This is a genomic window from Ottowia sp. (genome assembly GCF_047975795.1).
Lineage (GTDB): Bacteria > Pseudomonadota > Gammaproteobacteria > Burkholderiales > Burkholderiaceae_C > Ottowia.
Map to the genome: position 1 here is coordinate 1 of NZ_JBKEEE010000016.1, position 20588 is coordinate 20588.

The following is a 20588-nucleotide window of genomic DNA, read 5'->3' on the forward strand; positions in this document are numbered from 1 at the left end:
TGCTGGCGCGACCACCGATCAGTTGGGTGCCAACCCGGCTGAGGCGTTGATTCGCTCGCTGGGCGATTGGGCGTTGCGTTTTTTGTGCCTGACGCTGGCCGTGACACCGCTGCGCACCATCACCCGCACGCCACAACTGCTGCGCTTTCGACGCATGTTGGGTTTATTCGTGTTTTTTTACGCCAGTGCGCACCTGTTGGCCTACGGCTGGCTGGACATGGGGCTGGATGTGGCCGATATCGGGCGCGACATCCTCAAGCGCCCGTTCATCCTGGTGGGTTTTGGCACTTGGCTATTGCTGTTGCCGCTGGCGCTGACTTCCAGCAACCGCATGGTGCGCGCCCTGGGCGGGCCGCAATGGCAGGCGCTGCACCGGCTGGTGTATGTGATTGCCGGGCTGGCGCTGCTGCATTTTTTCTGGATGCGCAGCGGCAAGCACGACTATGCCGAGGTGGGCTGGTACGCGGTGATGATTGCCAGTTTGCTGGGTTGGCGTGCGTACCGCTGGTTGCTCCCGAAAGAATAGCTTCTGCCGCTTTGTGGATAAGCGTTGGAGGGTAGTTTGACCATCAATCACTCTGATCCAGCGCAATGGCGCGTGAACCGGTCACTGATGCGTTGGTGCAAGCAGGTTTAGCCGAGTGCCGATTCGGTGCGCAGCACATCGTCGATGGTTTCGCGGCGACGAATGAGGCGGGCCTGATCGCCCGTGACCAGCAGCTCGGCTGCGCGTGCGCGGGTGTTGTAGTTGCTCGCCATCGACATGCAGTAAGCCCCAGCCGACAGCACGGCCAGCCAGTCGCCTTGGGCGGCCGCCAGTGTGCGGTCGCGCGCCAGCCAGTCACCGCTTTCGCACACCGGGCCGACCACGTCGTACACCATGGGTTCCAGTGCAGAAGCAGGCTGCTGCACGGGTTCGATGCGGTGAAATGCCTGGTACAGCGCGGGGCGTGGCAAGTCGTTCATGGCGGCGTCGACGATACAGAAGTTTTTTTGTTCACCCGGCTTTAAATACAGCACTTCGGTCACGCATACCCCGGCGTTGCCCACCAGCGAGCGGCCCGGCTCGATCAGCAGTTGGCGCTGGCCGAAGCCACGTGTGTCCAGGCGCGCCAGAAGCTGCGTCCATAACGCATCGGCCGTCGGTGGTGTGTCGCCGTCGTAGTCAATGCCCAAGCCACCACCAAAGTCGATGTGCGCCAGCGCGATGCCTTCGGCCTCGATGGCGCTGACCAGATCGAGCACGCGGTCCATGGCCTCCAGATACGGTGCCGACTCGGTGATTTGTGAGCCGATGTGGCAGTCGATGCCCACCACGCGCAGCCCCGGCAGGCTGGCTGCATGGCGATAGGCGTGCAAGGCATGGTGGTGCGCAATGCCGAATTTGTTGCCCGTCAGGCCGGTGGAGATGTAGGGGTGTGTTTTGGCGTCGACGTTGGGGTTGACGCGAATGCTGATGGGGGCGGTCTGGCCGCAGTCCACCGCCACCTGGTTGAGCACATCCAGCTCGGCCATGCTTTCGACATTGAAGCAGCCGATGCCCACCTGCAGCGCACGCTGCATTTCATGGCGCGTCTTCCCGACGCCGGAAAATACGATTTTCTTAGGTGAGGTGCCGACCGCCAGGGCGCGATCCAGCTCGCCGCCAGAAACGATGTCAAAGCCGCAGCCTGCATCGGCCAGCAGTTTGAGCAGCGCCAGGGAAGAATTGGCTTTCATGGCGTAGCAGATCAGTGCCTGCCGACCTGCCAGACCGCGCTGGTAGGCCGACAGCGCGCTGAGGATGGCGGCCTGGGAATAGACAAACAAGGGCGTGCCGTGCTGGCGGGCCAGATCGGCCAGCGCCACGTCTTCAACCATCAACTGGCCATGGCGGTAGGCGATGAAAGGTGTGCCGGGCAGCGGCGCGGCGGAAAAAGCGGGCACGGTCATTCAATGTCAGGCTGGTTGGGCAGGGCGGGGGCAGGCACGGCGATGGGCGTGGATGCTGAAGCGGCGGATGCCGGTGGGCTGATTGCCGGAGCGCCGCCATACATTGTTTGCGGCAAGGTGGCACGCTGTGCGGCAGCCGAGGTGTCAGGGATGAACAAAGGCCCTTTTTGTCCGCAGGCTGAAAGGCCCAGCAGGCCACCGGATGCAAGGCCGGTGGCTAGAATGAAGCGGCCAAAACGGCTTGAAAATTGGCACAAAGCCTGCAACGACATGAGCATGGATTGAAATTGTAATGACTGACCTGGAATATCTGGACCGTGCCGAGGCGCTGCTGCGCAGCGTAGAGGCGCGGTGCGATGTGTTGAACGACGAAACCGACGCCGACATCGACAACCAGCGCGTGGGCGGCATGATCACGCTGGTGTTTGCCAACCAAAGCCAGATCATCATCAACCTGCAAAAACCTTTGCATGAGGTGTGGCTGGCCGCGCGCTCAGGCGGCTACCACTACCAATGGGTGGACGGCGCGTGGCGCGACACCAAGTCGGGTGAAGAGTTTTTTGAACGGCTGACGCAAAGCGCGACCGAGCAGGCGGGCATGGGGTTGCATTTCAGCGCGGCTTGAGTATGGTTTTAGCGTGGTTGGGTGGCGTGCTGCGCCAATCAAAATCAGCCCATCAATTTCTGAACATATCCAGGATCCGGCTGCGCTCGGCCGAGCCTGTGCCCGCGTGCGGTGCAGCCGATGCCCCATCTTGCGACCACATTTCGTCTGTATCAGGCTCTTCAGGTTCCAGGCCGGCACCGTCAAGGTTGCTGATGCCGCCGCCGCGGGCGTATTCGTCGTAATACCAGTCGCCGCCCATGCGCGTCACGCCTTCTGGCGTGGGACTGGTGGCCACAGGCACGCCCTTGAGCGCGCTTTGCATGAAGTTGATCCAGATGGGCAGGCTGAGGCCGCCGCCGGTTTCGCGGCTGCCCAGGTTGCGCGGGGTGTCGTAGCCCATCCAGGCGATGGCCACCAGCGTGGGTTGGTAGCCCGCAAACCAGGCGTCGATGGAATCGTTGGTGGTGCCGGTTTTGCCACCGATATCGGGACGCTTGAGCGTAGCTTGGGCGCGCGCAGCGGTGCCGCTGCGGGCCACTTCTTGCAGCATGGTGTGGGTGATGAAGGCGTTGCGCGCGTCGATGGCGCGACTGGCTTCGGTCAAGCCTGTGGGCTGGCTTTCAACCAGTATTTTGCCGCTTTGGTCGGTGATGCGGGTGATCAAAAACGGGTTGACACGATAGCCGCCATTGGCGAACACGGCGTAACCTGCGGCCAGTTGCATCGGCGTGACGGATCCCGCACCCAAAGCCATGGTCAGGTAAGGCGGGTGCTTGGCGGCTTCGAAACCAAAGCGCGTGACCCACTCTTGCCCAAATTGGGGTGAAATGGCTTGCAGGATGCGGATGGAGATCATGTTGCGCGAGCGGGCCAGGCCCCGCTTCATGGTCATGGGGCCTTCAAAACCGCCTTCGTAGTTTTTAGGCTCCCAGGGCTGGCCTCCGGTGACGCTGGCATCAAAGAACATCGGCGTGTCGTTGATCATGGTGGAAGGGGAAAAACCCTTTTCCAGCGCAGCGGAATAAATGAATGGCTTGAAGCTGGAGCCTGGCTGGCGCCATGCCTGCGTGACGTGATTGAACTTGTTTTTGTCAAAATCAAATCCGCCCACCAACGCTTTAACCGCACCATTGCGGGGATCGAGTGCGACAAGAGCGCCTTCGACCTCGGGCAGTTGGGCGGTGGCCCAGTCGTCGCGATCGGTTTTGACCACTCGGATCACAGCACCTGGGCGAATTTTGATGGCAGGCGCTGCCCTGGACTGCAAACCTGATTGAGTGGCACGCAGGTTGCTGCCGGTGATTTCAATGGTGTCGCCGCCCTGACGCATGGCCACTACCTTGCGGGCGCTGGCCTCCAGCACCACCACGGCCAGCATGTCGCCAATGTCGGGCCGGTCGGCCAGCGCGTCGTCAATGACTTCGTTGCGCTCTTGTGCATTCTTGGGAAGCTCAATGAACTTTTCCGGGCCGCGATAAGGCTGACGCCGCTCGTAGTTCAGAATGCCCTGGCGCAAGGCTTTGTAGGCAGCCAACTGGTCGGTGCCATTGAGGGAGGTGTAAACGTTCAGGCCGCGGGTGTAGGTCTGGTCGCCATACTGGGCAAACACCATTTGGCGCACCATTTCGGCGACGTATTCAGCGTGCACTTTGGGGGCGTTGCTGGCCGGACGAATATGGATAGGCTGCTCTTTGGCTTCCTTGGCCTGCGCGCTGCTGATGAAACCTTTTTCTTCCATCCGGTCAATGATGTAAAGCTGTCGCTCACGTGCACGGGCAAAATTGGCAACCGGATTGGCCGATGAGGGAAACTTGGGGATGCCAGCCAGCATGGCCGCTTCAGCCACGGTGACATCTTTGAGGGGCTTGCCAAAGTAGGTTTCTGAGGCGGCGGCAAAACCGTAGGCCCGATTACCCAAAAAGATCTGGTTCATATAGATCTCGAGGATCTGGTCTTTGCTTAGAAGGTGCTCCAGTTTCAGGGTAAGCAAAATTTCGTAAATTTTTCGTGTGTACGTCTTTTCTGACGAGAGGTACACCGTGCGCGCGACTTGCATGGTGATGGTGGATGCGCCCTGGCTTTTCTCGCGTCCCAGATTCGCCAAGGCAGCGCGCGCCACGCCAATGTAGTCCACGCCGCCGTGCTCATAAAAGCGGGCATCTTCGATCGCCAGCACGGCATCTTTCATGGCGCTGGGGATCTCGTTGATGGGCGTCATGTTGCGGCGCTCTTCGCCAAACTCTGCCATTAAGGTGCCTTCTGCGGTGTAGATGCGCAACGGCAGCTTGGGACGGTAGTGGGATAGCTCAGAAACGTCGGGCAGGTTGGGGTAGGCAATGGCCAAGGCCATCAACCCGGCCAGAAACGCACATAAAACCAGCGCAATCAAGAAACCCGCCATCCACGCTAAGTCCTTGAACAGCCAAAGAAACCAGCGAGGGCCGGAGGCACTTGTGCGCTTGTTCACGCGAGTTGGTGAATTTTCAGTGGGCATATCGCAACATTGGGGATGAAAGGTAACCTTCGTGAGACAGTCGGCTTTTGAGTGCTTGCGTGTGACTGCAAAGAAGGGTGAGCGTTCACTGTAGAGGTGTAGGGAATCTGTGAAAAATCGTATGGCCCGCTGGACCTTGCGTGCAAGCAGCAAAGATTTGGCAGTTCGTAAGTATGCGTGAAATTGCGTTAGTTTTTGACAACGGTTGCAGCGCATGAATGTGGCAAATTTCTTTGCCCGACAATGAGCTTACTGCTAGTATTGAAGTGAATTCTTAACTGATTTGCTACTTTTATTACAAAAGAAATAGGGTATTGCCTTGAACACTGGAGCGTTGTTCGGCCGTAAATCGGCGTCAATGATGGGCTTGGATATCAGCACATCAAGCGTCAAGCTGGTGGAGTTGGAGCAGGATCGCTCCAACGGTTTCGTCCTTGAACGATGTGGCGTTGAGCCATTGGAGCGGGGGTGGATCAGCGATGGCAACATTGAAAAATTTGACGAAGTGGTTGATGCCACCCGTCGGCTGATCAATCGAGTCGGAACCAAAACCAAAGATGTTGCCATGGCATTGCCAACATCTGTGGTCATCAGTAAGAAAATTATTTTACCCGAGGGGTTGAGCGAGCGAGAGCTGGAAGTGCAGGTGGAGTCTGAGGCGCACCAGTACATTCCTTTTTCTCTGGATGAGGTAAGTCTGGATTTTTGTGTGGTAGGTCCCAGTCCTGCGTCTGCTGGTGATGTGGAGGTGGTGATTGCGGCATCGCGCAAGGAGAAAGTAGAGGACCGTCAGGGATTGGCTGAGGCGGTCGGTCTTCGTCCGGTGGTGATGGATGTGGAGTCATATGCGGCGCGAACAGCGGCATCCAGGCTGATGGCCCGGCTGCCGGGAGGTGGATCTGATGCATTGGTCGCCTTGTTCGAGATTGGCGGAATGACCTCGGTGCTTCAAGTGTTGCAGGGCGACGAATTAATTTATGAGCGAGATCAGGTGTTTGGTGGTGCACAGCTCACGCAAATGCTGGTTCGCCAATATGGCTTTACCGCAGAGGAAGCGGAAACCAAAAAACGCACGGGAGAATTACCGGATGATTTCGGATCGACTGTGCTGACTCCGTATGTAGAGTCTTTGTCGCAAGAGCTTGAGCGGGCGCTGAAATTCTTTTTTACCAGCACGCCACACAACCGGGTGGATTACATCTGGCTGGCTGGCGGCACCGCTGGTCTGCCTGGGTTGACAGAAGCGGTTACCCAGCACACGTCCTATCCATGCCAAGTCGTTAACCCTTTTGACGGAATGTCGATTGGGCGCCATGTGCGTGAGAAAAAAATGCTGCGTGAAGCGCCGTCGTATTTGACCGCATGTGGCTTGGCAATGCGGAGATTTTTGCGATGATATTAATTAATTTACTCCCGCACAGGGAGATGGCGCGCAAGATGGCGCGTCAAATGTTCAATGTGGCACTCGGCGCAGCTGCTGCTATTGGCTTATTGATTTCTGGTCTCGTTTACTTATGGTATCAAGGTGAAATATCGAACCAGCAAGACAGAAATTCACTCTTGACTTCAGAAATTAAAAAACTTGATGATGAAATCAAGGAGATTGCAAGTCTTCAAGACGAGATTGAAGCATTAAAAGCGCGCCAGGAGGCGGTTGAGAACTTGCAAGCTGACCGTAATTTACCGGTACATCTGATGAACAGTGCGGTGAGTCAACTCCCAGATGGCATGTACCTCAAAGGAATCAAGCAAGAAAATCAAAATGTATTGATTACGGGTGTCGCGCAGTCTAATGAGCGGGTTTCAGAGCTTCTTAGAAATCTGTCGCGTGGAGGCGAGTGGGTGAATAAACCGGAGTTGATCGAGATTGTTGCGGGATCGGTTGCGCTTAGCCCTCGTGAGCAACGTCGTGTGTACGATTTCAAGGTGCGCGTTCAATTGCAACGTGCCAGCGATGTTGCTTCGGCTGCTGCTGCCCAACAATCGGCGGCTCCTGCGGGCAAGGGAGCCTGAGAAAATAAATAAAAGATATGGCAAAAAAATCTTCATCTAATTTGGATCTGGCGGAAGCGTCGCGTAATTTAAGCGCACAATTCCGTGGCTTGGATACGCGCGACCCCTCGGGGTGGCCGGCAATTCCACGTTATTTTTTGTTGGTGGTTGTGGCGGCTGCTGTTGTCATTTTTCTTTGGTTTGTATGGTTGAAGACACAAGATGAAACGCTTGAAACCAATCGCGCCAATGAAATTAAGCTGAAGTCTGAATTTAAGACCAAAGTACAAAAAGCTGTCAGCCTAGAGGCATTGAAAAAACAGCGTGAGCAAGTGCTTCAGTATGTGAATGTGCTGGAAAAACAACTGCCAAGCAAGGCTGAGATGGATGCATTGCTTTCTGATATCAACCAGGCGGGGTTGGGACGCAGCTTGCAGTTTGAGTTATTTCGTCCAGGCCAAGTGGTGGTAAAAGACTATTATGCCGAATTACCAATTGCATTAAAGGTTTCCGGACAGTATCACGATATTGGCTCTTTTGCTGCCGATATTGCTAATTTATCCAGGATTGTGACGCTTAACAACATTGCTGTTGCACCTCCTGCAGCAACAGGCAAAGATAGTAAGCCAGCTGGAACATTGGTTCTGGAGGCGACAGCTAAAACCTTTCGCTATCTTGATCCTGAAGAAATTGCGGCACAACGTGCGGCTGCCAGCAAGCCGGGGGCAAAGAGGCGATGAGTAATAAATTTAAAAATCTTGCGCTGCTGTCGCTACTGCCAGTGTTTTTGGCTGGAGTTGTTGGCTGTGCAGGCAGGAACGATGATCTTAGGGACTGGATGGGGGAAGAACGGCGAAAAGCAGTTCCAAGAGTTACTCCATTAAAGGAGCCAAAACCTTATATGCCGCAGGCATATATGTACGATGGACGTACAACTGAACCCTACAGTTCTGAACGATTGACGGTTGCACTTCGGCGAGACAGTGCCATTCCGAGTGCAAGTGCCGCACTGATTGCTCCCGAACTTGTGCGCCGCAAAGAACCGTTGGAAGCTTTCCCGCTGGATACGATGTCCATGGTTGGAAGTCTGATTCGTGATGGAAAACGAGTGGCTCTGGTCAAGGTTGATAAACTTCTTTATCAGGTTCAAGATGGTAATTATTTGGGTCAAAATTATGGCCGAGTGACTGGCATCTCTGAAAATCAAGTGGGGTTGCGTGAAATTGTCCAAGATGCTGCTGGCGAGTGGATAGAGCGCCATACCGAGCTACAACTCCAGGAGAGTTCAAAATGAATAAACCATCTAATGTGAATATGTCTACACTGCGTACGCTTTTTCTGGGTTTGATTGCTTTTGGTGCTGTTGGCTTAGCGCAAGCCGCTGCTGTGATTGAGGCAGTGTCCGGATCTATTCAAGGTGGCACGGAGGTTATTCGCATTGACCTGAGTGAGCCCATTACTGCTGTACCCAAGGGCTTTGTGGTGCAATCGCCTGCTCGCATTGCACTTGATTTTCCTGGTGTTCAAAGCGGGTTAAGCCAAAGTCAAGTTACGCTGGGTCAAGGCAATGCACGTGCTGCCAATGTGGTTCAGGCTTCTGATCGTACACGCGTTGTGCTGAACTTGAACCAGCCCACGACATACAAGGCTGAAGCCCGTGGACGCTCATTGTATGTTTCGCTGGCATCTGTATCTGGAACAACACCTGCGGCTGCAACACAAGTATTTTCAGAAAGCCAGAACACGTCTGATTTACCGATCAAAGATATAGACTTTCGCCGCGGTGTGGAAAATACTGGGCGTGTAGTTGTTGATTTGCCTAGTAATCAAGTAGGCGTAGATATTAAACAGCAAGGTCAAAACTTGGTGGTTGAGCTTTTAAAGTCGAGCCTGCCAGAAGGTTTACGTAGAAAGCTGGATGTTTCAGATTTTGGAACACCAGTGCAAACGATTACAACGGCTCAGTCTGGAGATCGTGTACGCATGGTGATTGAGCCTAAAGGACTGTGGGAGCACAGTGCTTACCAAAGCGACAACCAGCTTGTGGTTGAAGTGCGCCAGCAAAAAGTGGCTAAAGACAAGTTGACTCAAGGGGCTGGCTATCGTGGTGAACGCCTTTCGCTTAATTTTCAGAACATCGACGTTCGCTCTCTTTTGCAGGTGATTGCTGACTTCACCAACTTCAATATCGTTACATCTGACAGTGTTCAAGGCAATTTGACCTTGCGTTTGAAAGATGTGCCTTGGGATCAGGCGCTCGATATTATTCTTCAAGCTAAAAGTTTAGGAATGAAGCGTAACGGTAACGTTCTTCAAATTGCCCCGAAAGAAGAAATGGCCGCTAAAGATAAGGCTGAGCTTGAAGCCATTGCTGCAATCAGTAACCTTGAGCCTTTGAGAACTGAATCGTTTCAGCTGAATTACACCAAGGCGCTTGAAATTGCGGCGCAACTGACCAATAAATCTGGTGGTGGCTCGGGTGGAAGTAGTCAAGCCTCTCTTTTAAGTCAGCGCGGCTCAGTGATTGCAGAGCCTAGAACCAATCAAATTTTTGTTTCAGACATCCCTTCTCGCCTGGATCAGGTGCGGGAGATGATTTCAAAGCTTGACGTGCCCGTGCGCCAAGTATTGATTGAAGCACGGATTGTTGAAGCCAATGATACGTTTGGCAAGTCTTTGGGTGTCAAACTGGGCGCGACCGATCTGCGCGGAGTCAATGGTGGCGATGCGGGTTATTCATTGGGGGGGGGCAATCGTCTGGCATGGGGTGGAACGTACGATGCCGTCGGTGCAACAACGGGTGCTTTCAGTTCAGATTTGTTGACGTCTGCGACATCGCAATTCTTCAGTTTGCCTGCCTCGGCGATCAATGGCGTGTCGCCGTCCAGTTTTGCGATTTCTTTGTTCAGTTCCGCTGCCAACAGATTCTTGAATCTGGAAATTTCGGCACTGGAGGCGGATGGCAAGGGCCGCGTGGTGTCAAGTCCTCGCGTGGTGACGGCTGATCAGACCAAGGCATTGATTGAGCAAGGCACGGAATTTCCTTATGAGCAAGCCACATCCAGCGGTGCCACTTCTGTCGCGTTTCGCAAGGCCGTGCTTAAGCTGGAAGTGACGCCTCAGATCACCCCGGAAGGCAATATTATCCTAGACCTGGATGTCAATAAAGACACGCCCGGTGTGGAAGTAGCAGGTGGCATGGCCATCAATACCAAGCGCATCAAGACGCAGGTACTGGTTGAAAACGGTGGAACCGTGGTGATTGGTGGTATTTTTGAGTTGACAGAAAGCGAATCTGAAGAAAAAGTTCCGTTGCTTGGGGATATTCCGGTGATGGGTAACTTGTTTAAGTCGCGTTCACGCTCGTCGGACAAGCAAGAAATGCTGGTGTTCATTACACCAAAAATGATTTCTGATCGTGGTTCCGTGCGCTGAACATTATTACTGATAGCGCTCTGTTCTATATTTATTTAATAGGTTGATGACATGCGAAAGTTAATTGGATTTCTAAGCATATCGGCGGCCGTGGCACTGTCTGCGTGCGGCGGCGGCGGCGGCAGTTCGGGTAATACTGAAGAGCGATACAGTATCACCCTGCGTGCGGACAAAACTACTTTGCCGGTTAATGTCGGACATATCGGGGTTGGGCAAGGGGTTGCTGCACCGTACTCAACAACCTTGTACGTCAGCGCCAAAGAGGGTGACGATCCTATTCAAGGCGGTGAAGAAATTTTTGCCTGCAACATGGCGGGTGGTTTGGATACAGGCTCGCTGTATTACCTGGATGGTGATGACGACCACGAAGATGATGATGGTAACCCGCTTGCCTATCGCAGCATTGTGCTTGGTGCTAATGCAGGTGGCGCTTCGTTCCATTTTCATGCATGGGATCAAGCGGGCACATCGACCATTACTTGTTCGGTAACCGATCCGCGCGACAGCCGGGTTTACAGTGCCAGCGTGGATATTACGGTGGGCGGTGGCACGGGCACGGGCCGGGCGGCCAGCGTTTACGCTGTTTCGCAGTCGTACTATCTGGGTTCGCGCTATAACCTGTACGATCTTCCGGCTAGCGTGGGCATTAACGCCATTGTGATGGACGATGCAGTGCAGCCGGTGCCGAATCCGTCGGCGGCCAACGTGCGAATTCGCATTGTCCAAAGTACGGGCGCTGCTGTCGGTGCTACTTTGTTGTTGGGTGCGCAAAGCGGTACGGAAGTGAATGCCACAACCAGTGGCGGTGTGGCATTGTTCTCGTTGTCCAGTGGAGCGTCGCGTGGCACTATCTTGCTGGAGTTGACGGCTGACCGTTACGACAACGACGTCACCAATGGCATTCAAACGCCGATTGTTCAGTGGACAGCTATTCCGGTGGTTGATGGTTTGTCAACTGCCCTAGCTTTCGAGAATACGGAATTCAGCGTGACCAACGGCACCTACTTTGCTGGTGCCTTGGAAGTCACGGAAGGCGGTACACCGCCCTATACGTGGACCATTTTGTCCGGCTCGCTCCCTTCAGGGATGAGCTTGACCAGCAGCGGTATCGTTCAAGGCACGCCGCTGACCACTGCAGGCAGCACCCATGTCGTGCGGGTGCGCGTTACGGATGTCTATGGCTACTACACGGAAGGCACGGTGACGATCACGGTTACTGGTAGCCCCATTACAGTCAGCACGTCGACGGTCAGTGCCAATACTGGCGTACCGTTCTCCTATGCATTGACGGCATCGGGTGGCGTGGCTCCGTACACCTGGGCGGCGCTGGGCACCATGCCAGCTGGTTTGACGTTGAGCCCCACCGGCGTGATCAGCGGTACGCCGACACTGGCAGGCACCTATAGGGTGGCTGTGCAGGTGACCGATCGCACCGGTGCGACGGCGACGACCAACGTCACCATCACGGTGGGTGTGGCTCTGGCCATCAGCACCACCAACATTGATGCAACGACTGGTGTGTCGTTCAGCTATGCACTGCAGGCCGTGGGCGGTGTATCGCCTTACACCTGGACGCCGCTGGGCACCTGGCCTGGTACGGTGACCATGGGTACCGATGGTGTGATCAGCGGAACGCTGGCACCTGCCGGTGCTTATACCCTGCCTATCCAAATCGAAGATGCCGCAGGCACCATCGTGACTGGAAACATTGTGGTCGGCGTTGTCGATCCATAAACAGAAGAAAACATCAACTTGCCGGTATACTTGATTGGCAAGTTGATTAAATACTTGGATCCCCGGCTCGCCGGGGATTTTTTATTTATGCACATCATTTTGGTTGGTATGCCGGGCAGCGGCAAATCCACAGTGGCGCGCACGCTGGCGCGGCGCATGCAGATGGATCTGGCTGATTCAGACCACGTGATTGAACAGCGCCTGGGCGGCACCATTCGCAGCTATTTCGATCAGCATGGCGAAGCGGCTTTTCGTGACGTGGAGGAGTCGGTGCTGGACGAGCTGACCAATGGTCCGCCGGTGGTGCTGGCCACGGGTGGTGGCGCGGTGCTGCGGTCTGCCAACCGGCAGCGGTTGCATGATCGTGGCCGGGTGATTTATTTGCGCACGTCGCCTGAACAGCTGTACAGACGCTTGCGGCGCGATACCAAACGCCCGTTGTTGCAGGTGGCTGATCCGCTCAAGCGGCTGAAAGAGATGTACGCCGAACGCGATCCGCTGTACCGCGAATGCGCGCATTTTGTGATCAACACGCACAGTGCGGCGCTGTCCACGCTGGTTAGCCGGGTGTTGATGCAGCTGGAGCTGGCCCCAGTGCCTACGAATGATGGGCAGTCCGCACCGCCTAGTTTATCGCTGTAGGTCTTCAGTTTCAACACAAATCAGGCACCCACGTGACAACGACCTAGGGCAAACCCCCGCGCGCAAATTAGTCTTAGGTTTTACGCTTTCACGTGAATTTTTTGCAGGAGATGAACGTGAAATTCAAAGCGAAATTATTGGTCAGCGGCGTATTGGCAGCGATGGCGAGCGGCGCGTGGGCGCAACAAGGGCAAACGGTCAAGATCGCCTGGATTGACCCATTGAGCGGGTTGATGGCCCCTGTGGGGGCTAATGGGTTGAAGGCGTTTCAGTTCTTTGCCGAGAAGGTGAGCCAGAACAACCCGGCCGGGGTCAAGTTTGAAATCGTGCCGATGGACAACAAACTGAGTCCAGCCGAAAGCGCCACGGCGCTCAAAACGGCAATCAATCAGGATATTCACTACATTGCCCAGGGCAATGGCTCGTCGGTGGCGGCGGCGCTGATTGATGGCGTCAGCAAGCACAACCAGCGCAATCCTGGCAAGGAGGTGCTGTACATCAACTATGCCGCAGTGGACCCTGATTTCACCAACAGCAAATGCAATTACTGGCATTTTCGTTATGACGCCGATACGTCGATGAAGATGGAGGCCATTGCCAACTTCATCAAGGAGATGCCTGAGGTCAAGAAGGTGTACTTGCTGAATCAGGATTATTCGCACGGGCACCAGGTGGCCAAGTACGCGAAAGAGTCACTCAAACGCTTGCGCCCCGACATCCAGATTGCGGGCGAAGATCTGCACCCGCTGGCCAAGGTGCGTGACTTTGCGCCCTATATCGCCAAGATCAAGGCGTCTGGTGCGGATTCGGTGATTACCGGCAACTGGGGATCTGATCTGGCGCTGATGATCAAGGCCGCCAGAGAGGCGGGCTACGAGGGCAAATTTTTCACCTACTACGTGATCACCACCGGCACCCCTACCGCGCTGGGTGAGTCGGGTGCAGGCAAGGTGTATCAGGTGGCCTATGCCCACTACAACATGGCCGGTGACATGGGCAAGTGGACGGCGGAGTTTAAAAAACGCTACAACGACGATCTGTACGCCACCACCGCTTATACGGCGCTGGAGTCTTTGGCGCAGGCCATGGCCACCGCCAAATCAACCGATCCGGTGAAGGTGGCCGCTGCGCTGGAAGGCATGAAGTTCAAGAGCTACAACGGCGAGGTGGAAATGCGCAAGGCTGACCACCAGTTGCAGCAGCCGCTGTTTATGACGGTGTGGGAAAAAGCCAGCGCCAAGTACCCCTACAGCCCTGAAGGTACAGGCATGACGCTGGCACCTGTGAAGGAATACCCGGCCTATGTCGCCAGCACGCCCACCACGTGCCAGATGAAGCGGCCATAAAACAGACGGACGCTCTGTGTGCCGGATACGGTTATCGTGAATCGTTCTTTGGCACCATGACCAGCGCCGCGGTCAGGCGCTGGTTTGTTTTGTTCCCTTGCATTGTCGAGGGTGCATCATGGATAGACCTAAACCGCAAGGCGGCTGATTGAATCGGCTGCGCAATTGAGGCATTCGGATGGAGTTCTTCATCATCTCCATGCTCAACGGCCTGAGTTACGGGCTGTTGCTGTTCATGCTGAGTTCCGGCCTGACGCTGATTTTCAGCATGATGGGCGTGCTCAACTTCGCGCATGCCAGTTTCTACATGCTGGGGGCTTATTTTGCCTATACCTTGACGGGCTTGATCGGTTTTTGGCCCGCCTTGGTCGTGGCCCCCATTCTGGTGGCGGGGCTGGGGGCATTGTTTGAAAAATTCAGCCTGCGCAAGGTGCACAAATTCGGGCATGTGCCCGAGTTGCTGGTGACGTTTGGCCTGTCGTACATCATTCTTGAAGTGGTGCAACTGATCTGGGGACGCACGGCGGTCGAGTTTTCTCCGCCAGAGACGTTGAAAGGATCGGCTTTCACAGTGGTGAAAAGCGCAGCCGACGGTCTGCACATGGTGTGGGGCAGCGCGGGTGATCTGTGCGCCCAGGCTGATGTGGCCTGCACGCCGTTCCCCGCCACGCGTGCGGCCATCATGGTGATTGCGGTGCTGATGCTGGTCAGTGTCTGGTTGTTGCTGACGCGCACGCGCATTGGCTACGTGATCCAGGCTGCGCTGACGCACCCCGATATGGTGGAGGCACTGGGCCACAACGTGCCGCGCGTGTTCATGACGGTGTTTGCCGCTGGTACGGGCCTGGCGGCGCTGGCGGGTGTGGTGGGTGGCGTGACGTTCGTCACCGAACCGGCCATGGCGGTGACGGTCGGCCCCATCATTTTTGTTGTGGTGGTGGTGGGCGGCATGGGATCGCTGGCGGGGGCGTTTGTGGCGTCGTTGCTGATTGGTGTGCTGCAAACCTTTGCCATCGCGTTCGACTATTCGTTGCGTGGGCTGTACGAGGGCTTGGGCATCTCGCTGGGCAACGCCATTGACAACAGCACGCTGATGAATTTGACCATCGCACAGGTGGCCCCCATCCTGCCGTATCTGCTGCTGGTGCTGGTGCTGATCTTCCGGCCGCGCGGTCTGCTGGGCACGCGGGAGGGTTGATGTGATGTCTGATGTAACGAATACAAAGGCCCCAATCCGCGCAGGCTCAAAAAACTGGACAGGCATGAGGACCTGGATGGCGTTTGCCGCGATTTTGGTGGTGGCTCCGCTGGTGTTTGGCAGCAACCTGTCGATCAATCTGCTGGGGCAGATGTGCATCGCTATCGTGGCCTGCCTGTCGTACAACATCTTGCTGGGGCAGGGCGGCATGCTGAGCTTTGGTCATGCCGTGTTTTCAGGCTTGGGCGCTTACATGGCCATCCACGCGCTGAACATGGTGGGGGACGGGCAACTGCCTATTCCTGTCAGCCTGATTCCATTGGTGGGTGCACTGGGTGGCATGTTCTTCGCGGCCTTGCTGGGCTACGTCACGGTGCGCAAGTCGGGTACGCCGTTTGCCATGATCACGCTGGGCATTGGCGAGCTGGTGTTCGCCATGTCACTGATGTTTGCCGGTTTTTTTGGCGGCGAGGCTGGTATTTCCAGCGACCGTGTGGTGGGCGAACCATTTTTGGGCATCACATTCGGGCCGCCTCGGCAGCTTTATTACCTGATTGCGATCTACACGTTTTTGAGCGTGCTGGGCATGTACCTGTTCACGCAAACCCCGCTGGGACGGGTGCTGAATGCGGTGCGTGACAACGCCGAACGGGTGGAGTTCATTGGCTACAACGCCGAGCGGGTGCGTTACTTCGCGTTCATCGTGTCTGGTTTCTTTGCTGGTGTGGCGGGTGGACTGGCGGCGCTGTTGTTCGAGCTGATTACCGCTGAGGTGGTGGGTGCCGGGCGCTCGGGCGCTTATCTGCTGTTTACTTTTCTGGGCGGTGCGACGGTATTTTTTGGCCCCATCATTGGCGGGGTGTTGATGGTGCTGATGTCGGCGCTGTTGTCTGAATGGACCAGCGCGTGGCTGCTCTATCTGGGTCTGACCTTCGTGTTCATGGTGATGTATGTGCCGGGCGGTATTGCCAGCTTGATTGTGATGCTGGTGCAGGTGACCAGGGCCGGCTATATGGGCCGCATTGGGCCGCCCTTGCTGCTGACGGCGGCGGGCGGTGTGGTGGCGTTTTTGGGCGCGGCCGCCATGATCGAGATGGTGTACCACCTTCAACTGGCTACAGTCATGGGCGATGAGGTGAAGTTCATGGGCATCATGCTGCATGCCAAGCAGGCGATGAGCTGGGTGATGGCTGGCGTGGTGTTTCTGATGGGCATGGGGTGGTTTGAATGGGCGCGGCGCAGGCTGACTGCCGTGTGGCATGACGTGCATGCCAAGATAGAAGCGGCGGCCAACGCCAGACTGGGAGGCGCGGCATGAGTCAATCGCAAAACAGTCCGCAACCTACAGATTCGGCATGGGCGCTGGACGTCAAGGATTTGCGCAAGAGCTTTGGAAAAACCGAGATCATCCGCGGTATCAACCTAGCCGTGCGTCCGGGCGAACGTGTGGCGGTGATCGGCCCCAACGGGGCGGGCAAATCCACCCTGTTCAACTTGATCAGTGGCCGCCTGGTGCCCACCAGCGGCGAGGTGCATTTGCACGGCGCGCGCATTGATGGCAAAAAGCCGTTCGAGATCAATCGCATGGGCTTGTCGCGCAGCTTTCAGATTACCAACATCTTTCCCAAGCTGAGCGTGTTCGAGAACCTGCGCGTGGCTGCGCTGTGGAGCCTGGGTTACCGCTACACCTTGTTCCGTCGGCTGGACAGCCTGCACGACGCCAACGAACGGGCCGAACAATTGCTGCACATGGTGCAGCTTGACGGCAAGCGCAATGTGCTGGCGGCCAATCTGCCTTATGCCGAGCAGCGCGCGCTTGAAATCGGCATTACCATCGCAGGCGGCGCGCAAGTGATATTGCTGGACGAACCCACGGCTGGTATGAGCAAAAGCGAGACCAGCCACTTTATTGACTTGATCCGCGAGGTCACGGTGGGCAAAACGCTGTTGACGGTAGAACACGACATGGGCGTGGTGTTTGGCCTGGCCGACAAAATCGCCGTGGTGGTGTATGGCGAAGTGCTGGCCTTTGACACCCCCGATGCCGTGCGCGCCGATGCGCGGGTGCAAGAGGCTTATTTAGGCTCTGATGTCGCCACTGCGCAGGCGGAGGGCCGTTGACCATGCTGAAAATCAATGATTTGCACGCCTATTACGGCAAAAGCCATGTGCTGCATGGCGTGAGTTTTGATGTGCAACCGGGTGAAATCGTGGCCTTGCTGGGCCGTAACGGCTCGGGCCGTTCCACCACCGCCAAAGCCATTATGGGCATGGTGCAGGCTGAGGGCGACATCCGGTGGATGGAGCAATCCATTGCGGGCCGCAAGCCGTATCAGATTGCCCACCAGGGCATTGGCTACGTGCCCGAAAGCCGCGACATTTTCCCCCGCCTGACCGTGCACCAAAACTTGTTGCTGGGGCAAAAGGGCAGCGGCAAAGGCAGTACCTGGTCGTTCGACGACATGTACACCATGTTCCCGCGCCTGAAAGAGCGCGAGCATACCGAAGCGGGTGTGATGTCTGGCGGCGAGCAACAGATGCTGACGTTGTGCCGCACCCTGATGGGTGATCCCAAACTCATCATCATTGACGAACCCACCGAAGGGCTGGCACCGAAGATCGTCGAGCTGGTGGGTGAATACTTGCACAAGCTCAAAGATCGGGGAATCTCTGTGCTGTTGATCGAGCAGAAGCTGACCATTGCCATGAGTATTTCTGACCGCACCCTGGTCATGGGGCACGGCAGCATCGTGTTTGAAGGCACGCCTGACGAGTTGCGCGCCAACAGCAATGTGCGCAAGGAGTGGCTTGAGGTTTAGGCAGCAAACGGTGATAGCTATTAAAGATATAGCTTTGAACAGTTTGTGGAAATCCTTCAAAGATACTTTTTGCGCTGCATGCTGCGCTGGTCGCCACTGCGACAAATGCAGCATGCTGCCGCGCGCAAATGACTAAACTTGTGGATCACACGTGCACGTGTTGCTGTTGATGCGGTGCAAGGTTGGCTGGCTGGACGTGGCTGCAATTGCGCCATGTCAATTCTGTTGAGGAGATCGAATGAGCGTGGATTACACAACCCAGGGCGATGTGGCCATCGTCACCATGAACAACCCGCCCGTCAACGGGTTGGGCTATGACACCCGGGTGGGCATTACCAATGCCCTGGAAAAAGCCAACGCCGATCCGGCCATCAAGGCCGTCGTGCTGACCGGCGCGGGCAAGGCGTTTTCAGGCGGGGCCGACATCAAGGAATTCAGCTCTGGCAAAGGCATGTTCGAGCCGAATTTGCTGTCGGTCATTCTGGCGCTGGAGCATTCGCAAAAACCGGTGGTGGCGGCTATTCATTCCATCGTCATGGGCGGCGGGCTGGAACTGGCGTTGGGTTGTCATTACCGTGTGGTCACTCCCGGCTGCAAAGTGGCGCTGCCCGAGGTCAAATTGGGCTTGATCCCCGGTGCGGGTGGCACACTGCGCTTGCCGCGCGTGATTGGGGTCGAGCCTGCGCTGAACATGATCGTCAGCGGTGAGCCGGTGAACAGCGAATTGTTGGCCAGCCTGCCAGGGCAAAAGTTGTTCGACAAGCTGGTGGCATCGCCCGACAAGCTGATGGACGAAGCCGTCGCCCTGGCCAAAGAAATGGCGGGCCAACACGCGGGTGGTGCACCGCTGCCACTGGTGCGCAACCTGCCTTGCCAGCACCCGCAGGGTGATGCTTACTTTCAGTTCGCACGCAATATGGTCAAGGGCATGGCCAAGAACTTTCCGGCACCTGCCAAATGCGTGGACACAGTGCAAAACGCCGCCACCATGAAGTTCGACGCGGCGTTGGCCAAAGAGCGCGAAATCTTCATGGGCCTGATGCTCACGCCAGAATGCAAGGCGCTGCGCCATATTTTTGCCGCTGAACGCGCTGCTTCCAAAATTCCTGACGTGGGCAGCGATATCAAGCCGCGCGAGATCAAGTCAGTGGGCGTGGTGGGGGCGGGCACCATGGGTGGCGGCATCACCATGAACTTTCTCAATGCAGGCTTGCCGGTGACCATTTTGGAAACCAAGCAAGAGGCGCTGGATCGGGGCCTGGCCACCATCCGCAAAAACTACGAAGCGCAAGTCAAAAAAGGCAAGCTCAAACAAGACAAGTACGAGCAGCGCATGGCTTTGCTCAAACCCACGTTGAACTATGACGACCTGAAAAACGCCGACCTGATCATTGAGGCGGTGTTCGAAGAGATGAGCGTCAAAGAGCAGGTGTTCAAAAAGCTCGACCAGATGGCCAAGCCGGGTGCGGTGCTGGCGTCCAACACCTCCACGCTGGACGTGAACCAGATCGCCAGCTTTACCCAGCGCCCGCAGGATGTGGTCGGCATGCATTTTTTCAGCCCCGCCAACGTGATGAGGCTGCTGGAAGTGGTGCGCGGTGACAAAACCGCCAAGGACGTGCTGGCAACTGCGATGGCGGTGGCCAAAAAAATTCGCAAGACCGCCGTGGTTTCCGGCGTGTGCGACGGCTTTATCGGCAACCGCATGATCGAGCAGTACAGCCGCCAGGCGGGCTTTTTGCTGGACGAAGGGGCTACGCCAACTCAGGTGGACAAGGCGGTTGAAAAATTCGGCTTTGCCATGGGGCCATTTCGCATGGGCGATTTGGCAGGCAACGACATCGGCTGGGCGATCCGCAAGCGCCGTTATGTCGAAAAGCCTGATTTGAAATACAGCGCCAATGCTGACAAACTGTGCGAGCTGGGCCGCTTTGGCCAGAAAACTGGCGCAGGCTGGCACGATTACCAGCCCGGCAAGCGCAACGCCATTCCCAGCCAACTGGTGGAAGGCATGCTGGCCGAGCACCGCAAGTCATTGGGCATCACGCCGCGCAAGATCAGTGATCAGGAGATCGTCGAGCGCTTGGTGTATGCGCTGGTCAACGAAGCGGCGCACATTCTGGAAGACGGCATCGCCAGCAAGGCCAGCGACATCGACATGGTGTACCTCACCGGTTACGGCTTTCCCATCTGGCGCGGCGGCCCCATGCAATATGCCGATCAGGTGGGCCTGTTCAACGTGGCCGAAAGCATGAAGCGCTTTGCCCGCAACCCACACGACGATGCCAGGTTCTGGGAACCAGCGGATTTGATCAAAAAGCTGGTCGCCGAAGGCAAAACCTTCAACGGCTGACCGTCGGGCCATTACAGACCACGCACGAACATTGAG

General features: G+C 56.3%; 18 protein-coding genes. 15 read left to right on the plus strand and 3 right to left on the minus strand.

Annotated elements, in window-relative coordinates; genetic code table 11:
- A partial coding sequence (locus ACK5NW_RS01865) for a sulfite oxidase heme-binding subunit YedZ (RefSeq protein WP_416924552.1) occupies positions 1-526 on the plus strand: 526 nt, incomplete at its 5' end.
- A 107-nt stretch (positions 527-633) separates the two neighbouring features.
- Here the strand turns inward: ACK5NW_RS01865 and lysA are convergent.
- Both lysA and lptM read right to left on the minus strand, forming a co-directional pair.
- Positions 634-1932, minus strand: a complete 1299-nt coding sequence (gene lysA, locus ACK5NW_RS01870) for a diaminopimelate decarboxylase (RefSeq protein WP_416924553.1) — start codon at positions 1930-1932, stop codon at positions 634-636.
- Positions 1929-2210, minus strand: a complete 282-nt coding sequence (gene lptM, locus ACK5NW_RS01875; protein WP_416924554.1) for an LPS translocon maturation chaperone LptM — start codon at positions 2208-2210, stop codon at positions 1929-1931. The genes lysA and lptM overlap by 4 nt, the downstream gene beginning before the upstream one ends.
- Positions 2211-2224: 14 nt before the next feature.
- Here lptM and cyaY point away from each other — a divergent pair, with 14 nt between their 5' ends.
- Positions 2225-2557 carry an iron donor protein CyaY gene (gene cyaY, locus ACK5NW_RS01880; RefSeq protein ID WP_416924555.1) on the plus strand — a complete coding sequence of 111 codons (333 nt, stop codon included), beginning with the start codon at positions 2225-2227 and terminating at the stop codon, positions 2555-2557.
- Positions 2558-2609: 52 nt separating this feature from the next.
- Here the strand turns inward: cyaY and ACK5NW_RS01885 are convergent, their stop codons facing one another.
- Positions 2610-4940 carry a penicillin-binding protein 1A gene (locus ACK5NW_RS01885; RefSeq protein WP_416924556.1) on the minus strand — a complete coding sequence of 777 codons (2331 nt, stop codon included), beginning with the start codon at positions 4938-4940 and terminating at the stop codon, positions 2610-2612.
- 451 nt (positions 4941-5391) lie between these two features.
- Here ACK5NW_RS01885 and ACK5NW_RS01890 point away from each other — a divergent pair, with 451 nt between their 5' ends.
- The 13 genes from ACK5NW_RS01890 (at position 5392) to ACK5NW_RS01950 (ending at position 20552) form a co-directional block, all read left to right on the plus strand.
- Positions 5392-6429, plus strand: a complete 1038-nt coding sequence (locus ACK5NW_RS01890) for a pilus assembly protein PilM (RefSeq protein WP_416924593.1) — start codon at positions 5392-5394, stop codon at positions 6427-6429.
- Entirely contained in the window at positions 6426-7046 is a 621-nt protein-coding gene (locus tag ACK5NW_RS01895; protein ID WP_416924594.1) for a PilN domain-containing protein, read from the plus strand. Before ACK5NW_RS01890 ends, ACK5NW_RS01895 begins: the two co-directional genes overlap by 4 nt.
- Positions 7047-7063: 17 nt before the next feature.
- Positions 7064-7765 carry a type 4a pilus biogenesis protein PilO gene (locus tag ACK5NW_RS01900; RefSeq protein ID WP_416924557.1) on the plus strand — a complete coding sequence of 234 codons (702 nt, stop codon included), beginning with the start codon at positions 7064-7066 and terminating at the stop codon, positions 7763-7765.
- Positions 7762-8319 carry a pilus assembly protein PilP gene (locus tag ACK5NW_RS01905; RefSeq protein ID WP_416924558.1) on the plus strand — a complete coding sequence of 186 codons (558 nt, stop codon included), beginning with the start codon at positions 7762-7764 and terminating at the stop codon, positions 8317-8319. The genes ACK5NW_RS01900 and ACK5NW_RS01905 overlap by 4 nt, the downstream gene beginning before the upstream one ends.
- Positions 8316-10460, plus strand: coding sequence for a type IV pilus secretin PilQ (gene pilQ / locus ACK5NW_RS01910; RefSeq protein ID WP_416924559.1), 2145 nt, complete (start codon positions 8316-8318; stop codon positions 10458-10460). Before ACK5NW_RS01905 ends, pilQ begins: the two co-directional genes overlap by 4 nt.
- A 51-nt stretch (positions 10461-10511) precedes the next feature.
- Positions 10512-12194 (plus strand): putative Ig domain-containing protein, encoded by a 1683-nt coding sequence (locus ACK5NW_RS01915; RefSeq protein WP_416924560.1) that lies wholly within the window; start codon positions 10512-10514, stop codon positions 12192-12194.
- Between the two features lie 87 nt (positions 12195-12281).
- Entirely contained in the window at positions 12282-12836 is a 555-nt protein-coding gene (locus tag ACK5NW_RS01920; RefSeq protein WP_416924561.1) for a shikimate kinase, read from the plus strand.
- A gap of 116 nt (positions 12837-12952) precedes the next feature.
- Positions 12953-14182, plus strand: a complete 1230-nt coding sequence (locus ACK5NW_RS01925) for a branched-chain amino acid ABC transporter substrate-binding protein (RefSeq protein WP_416924562.1) — start codon at positions 12953-12955, stop codon at positions 14180-14182.
- Positions 14183-14360: 178 nt separating this feature from the next.
- The gene (locus ACK5NW_RS01930) at positions 14361-15380 is read left to right on the plus strand and encodes a branched-chain amino acid ABC transporter permease (RefSeq protein ID WP_416924563.1); all 1020 of its coding nucleotides are present in this window, start codon (positions 14361-14363) and stop codon (positions 15378-15380) included.
- A 64-nt stretch (positions 15381-15444) separates the two neighbouring features.
- Positions 15445-16698, plus strand: coding sequence for a branched-chain amino acid ABC transporter permease (locus tag ACK5NW_RS01935; RefSeq protein ID WP_416924564.1), 1254 nt, complete (start codon positions 15445-15447; stop codon positions 16696-16698).
- The gene (locus tag ACK5NW_RS01940) at positions 16695-17501 is read left to right on the plus strand and encodes an ABC transporter ATP-binding protein (protein ID WP_416924565.1); all 807 of its coding nucleotides are present in this window, start codon (positions 16695-16697) and stop codon (positions 17499-17501) included. The genes ACK5NW_RS01935 and ACK5NW_RS01940 overlap by 4 nt, the downstream gene beginning before the upstream one ends.
- Before the next feature lie 2 nt (positions 17502-17503).
- Entirely contained in the window at positions 17504-18199 is a 696-nt protein-coding gene (locus ACK5NW_RS01945; protein ID WP_416924566.1) for an ABC transporter ATP-binding protein, read from the plus strand.
- A 238-nt stretch (positions 18200-18437) separates the two neighbouring features.
- A complete protein-coding gene (locus tag ACK5NW_RS01950; protein WP_416924567.1) occupies positions 18438-20552 on the plus strand; it encodes a 3-hydroxyacyl-CoA dehydrogenase NAD-binding domain-containing protein in 2115 nt (704 codons plus the stop codon).
- The last annotated feature ends 36 nt before the right edge of the window (positions 20553-20588 follow it).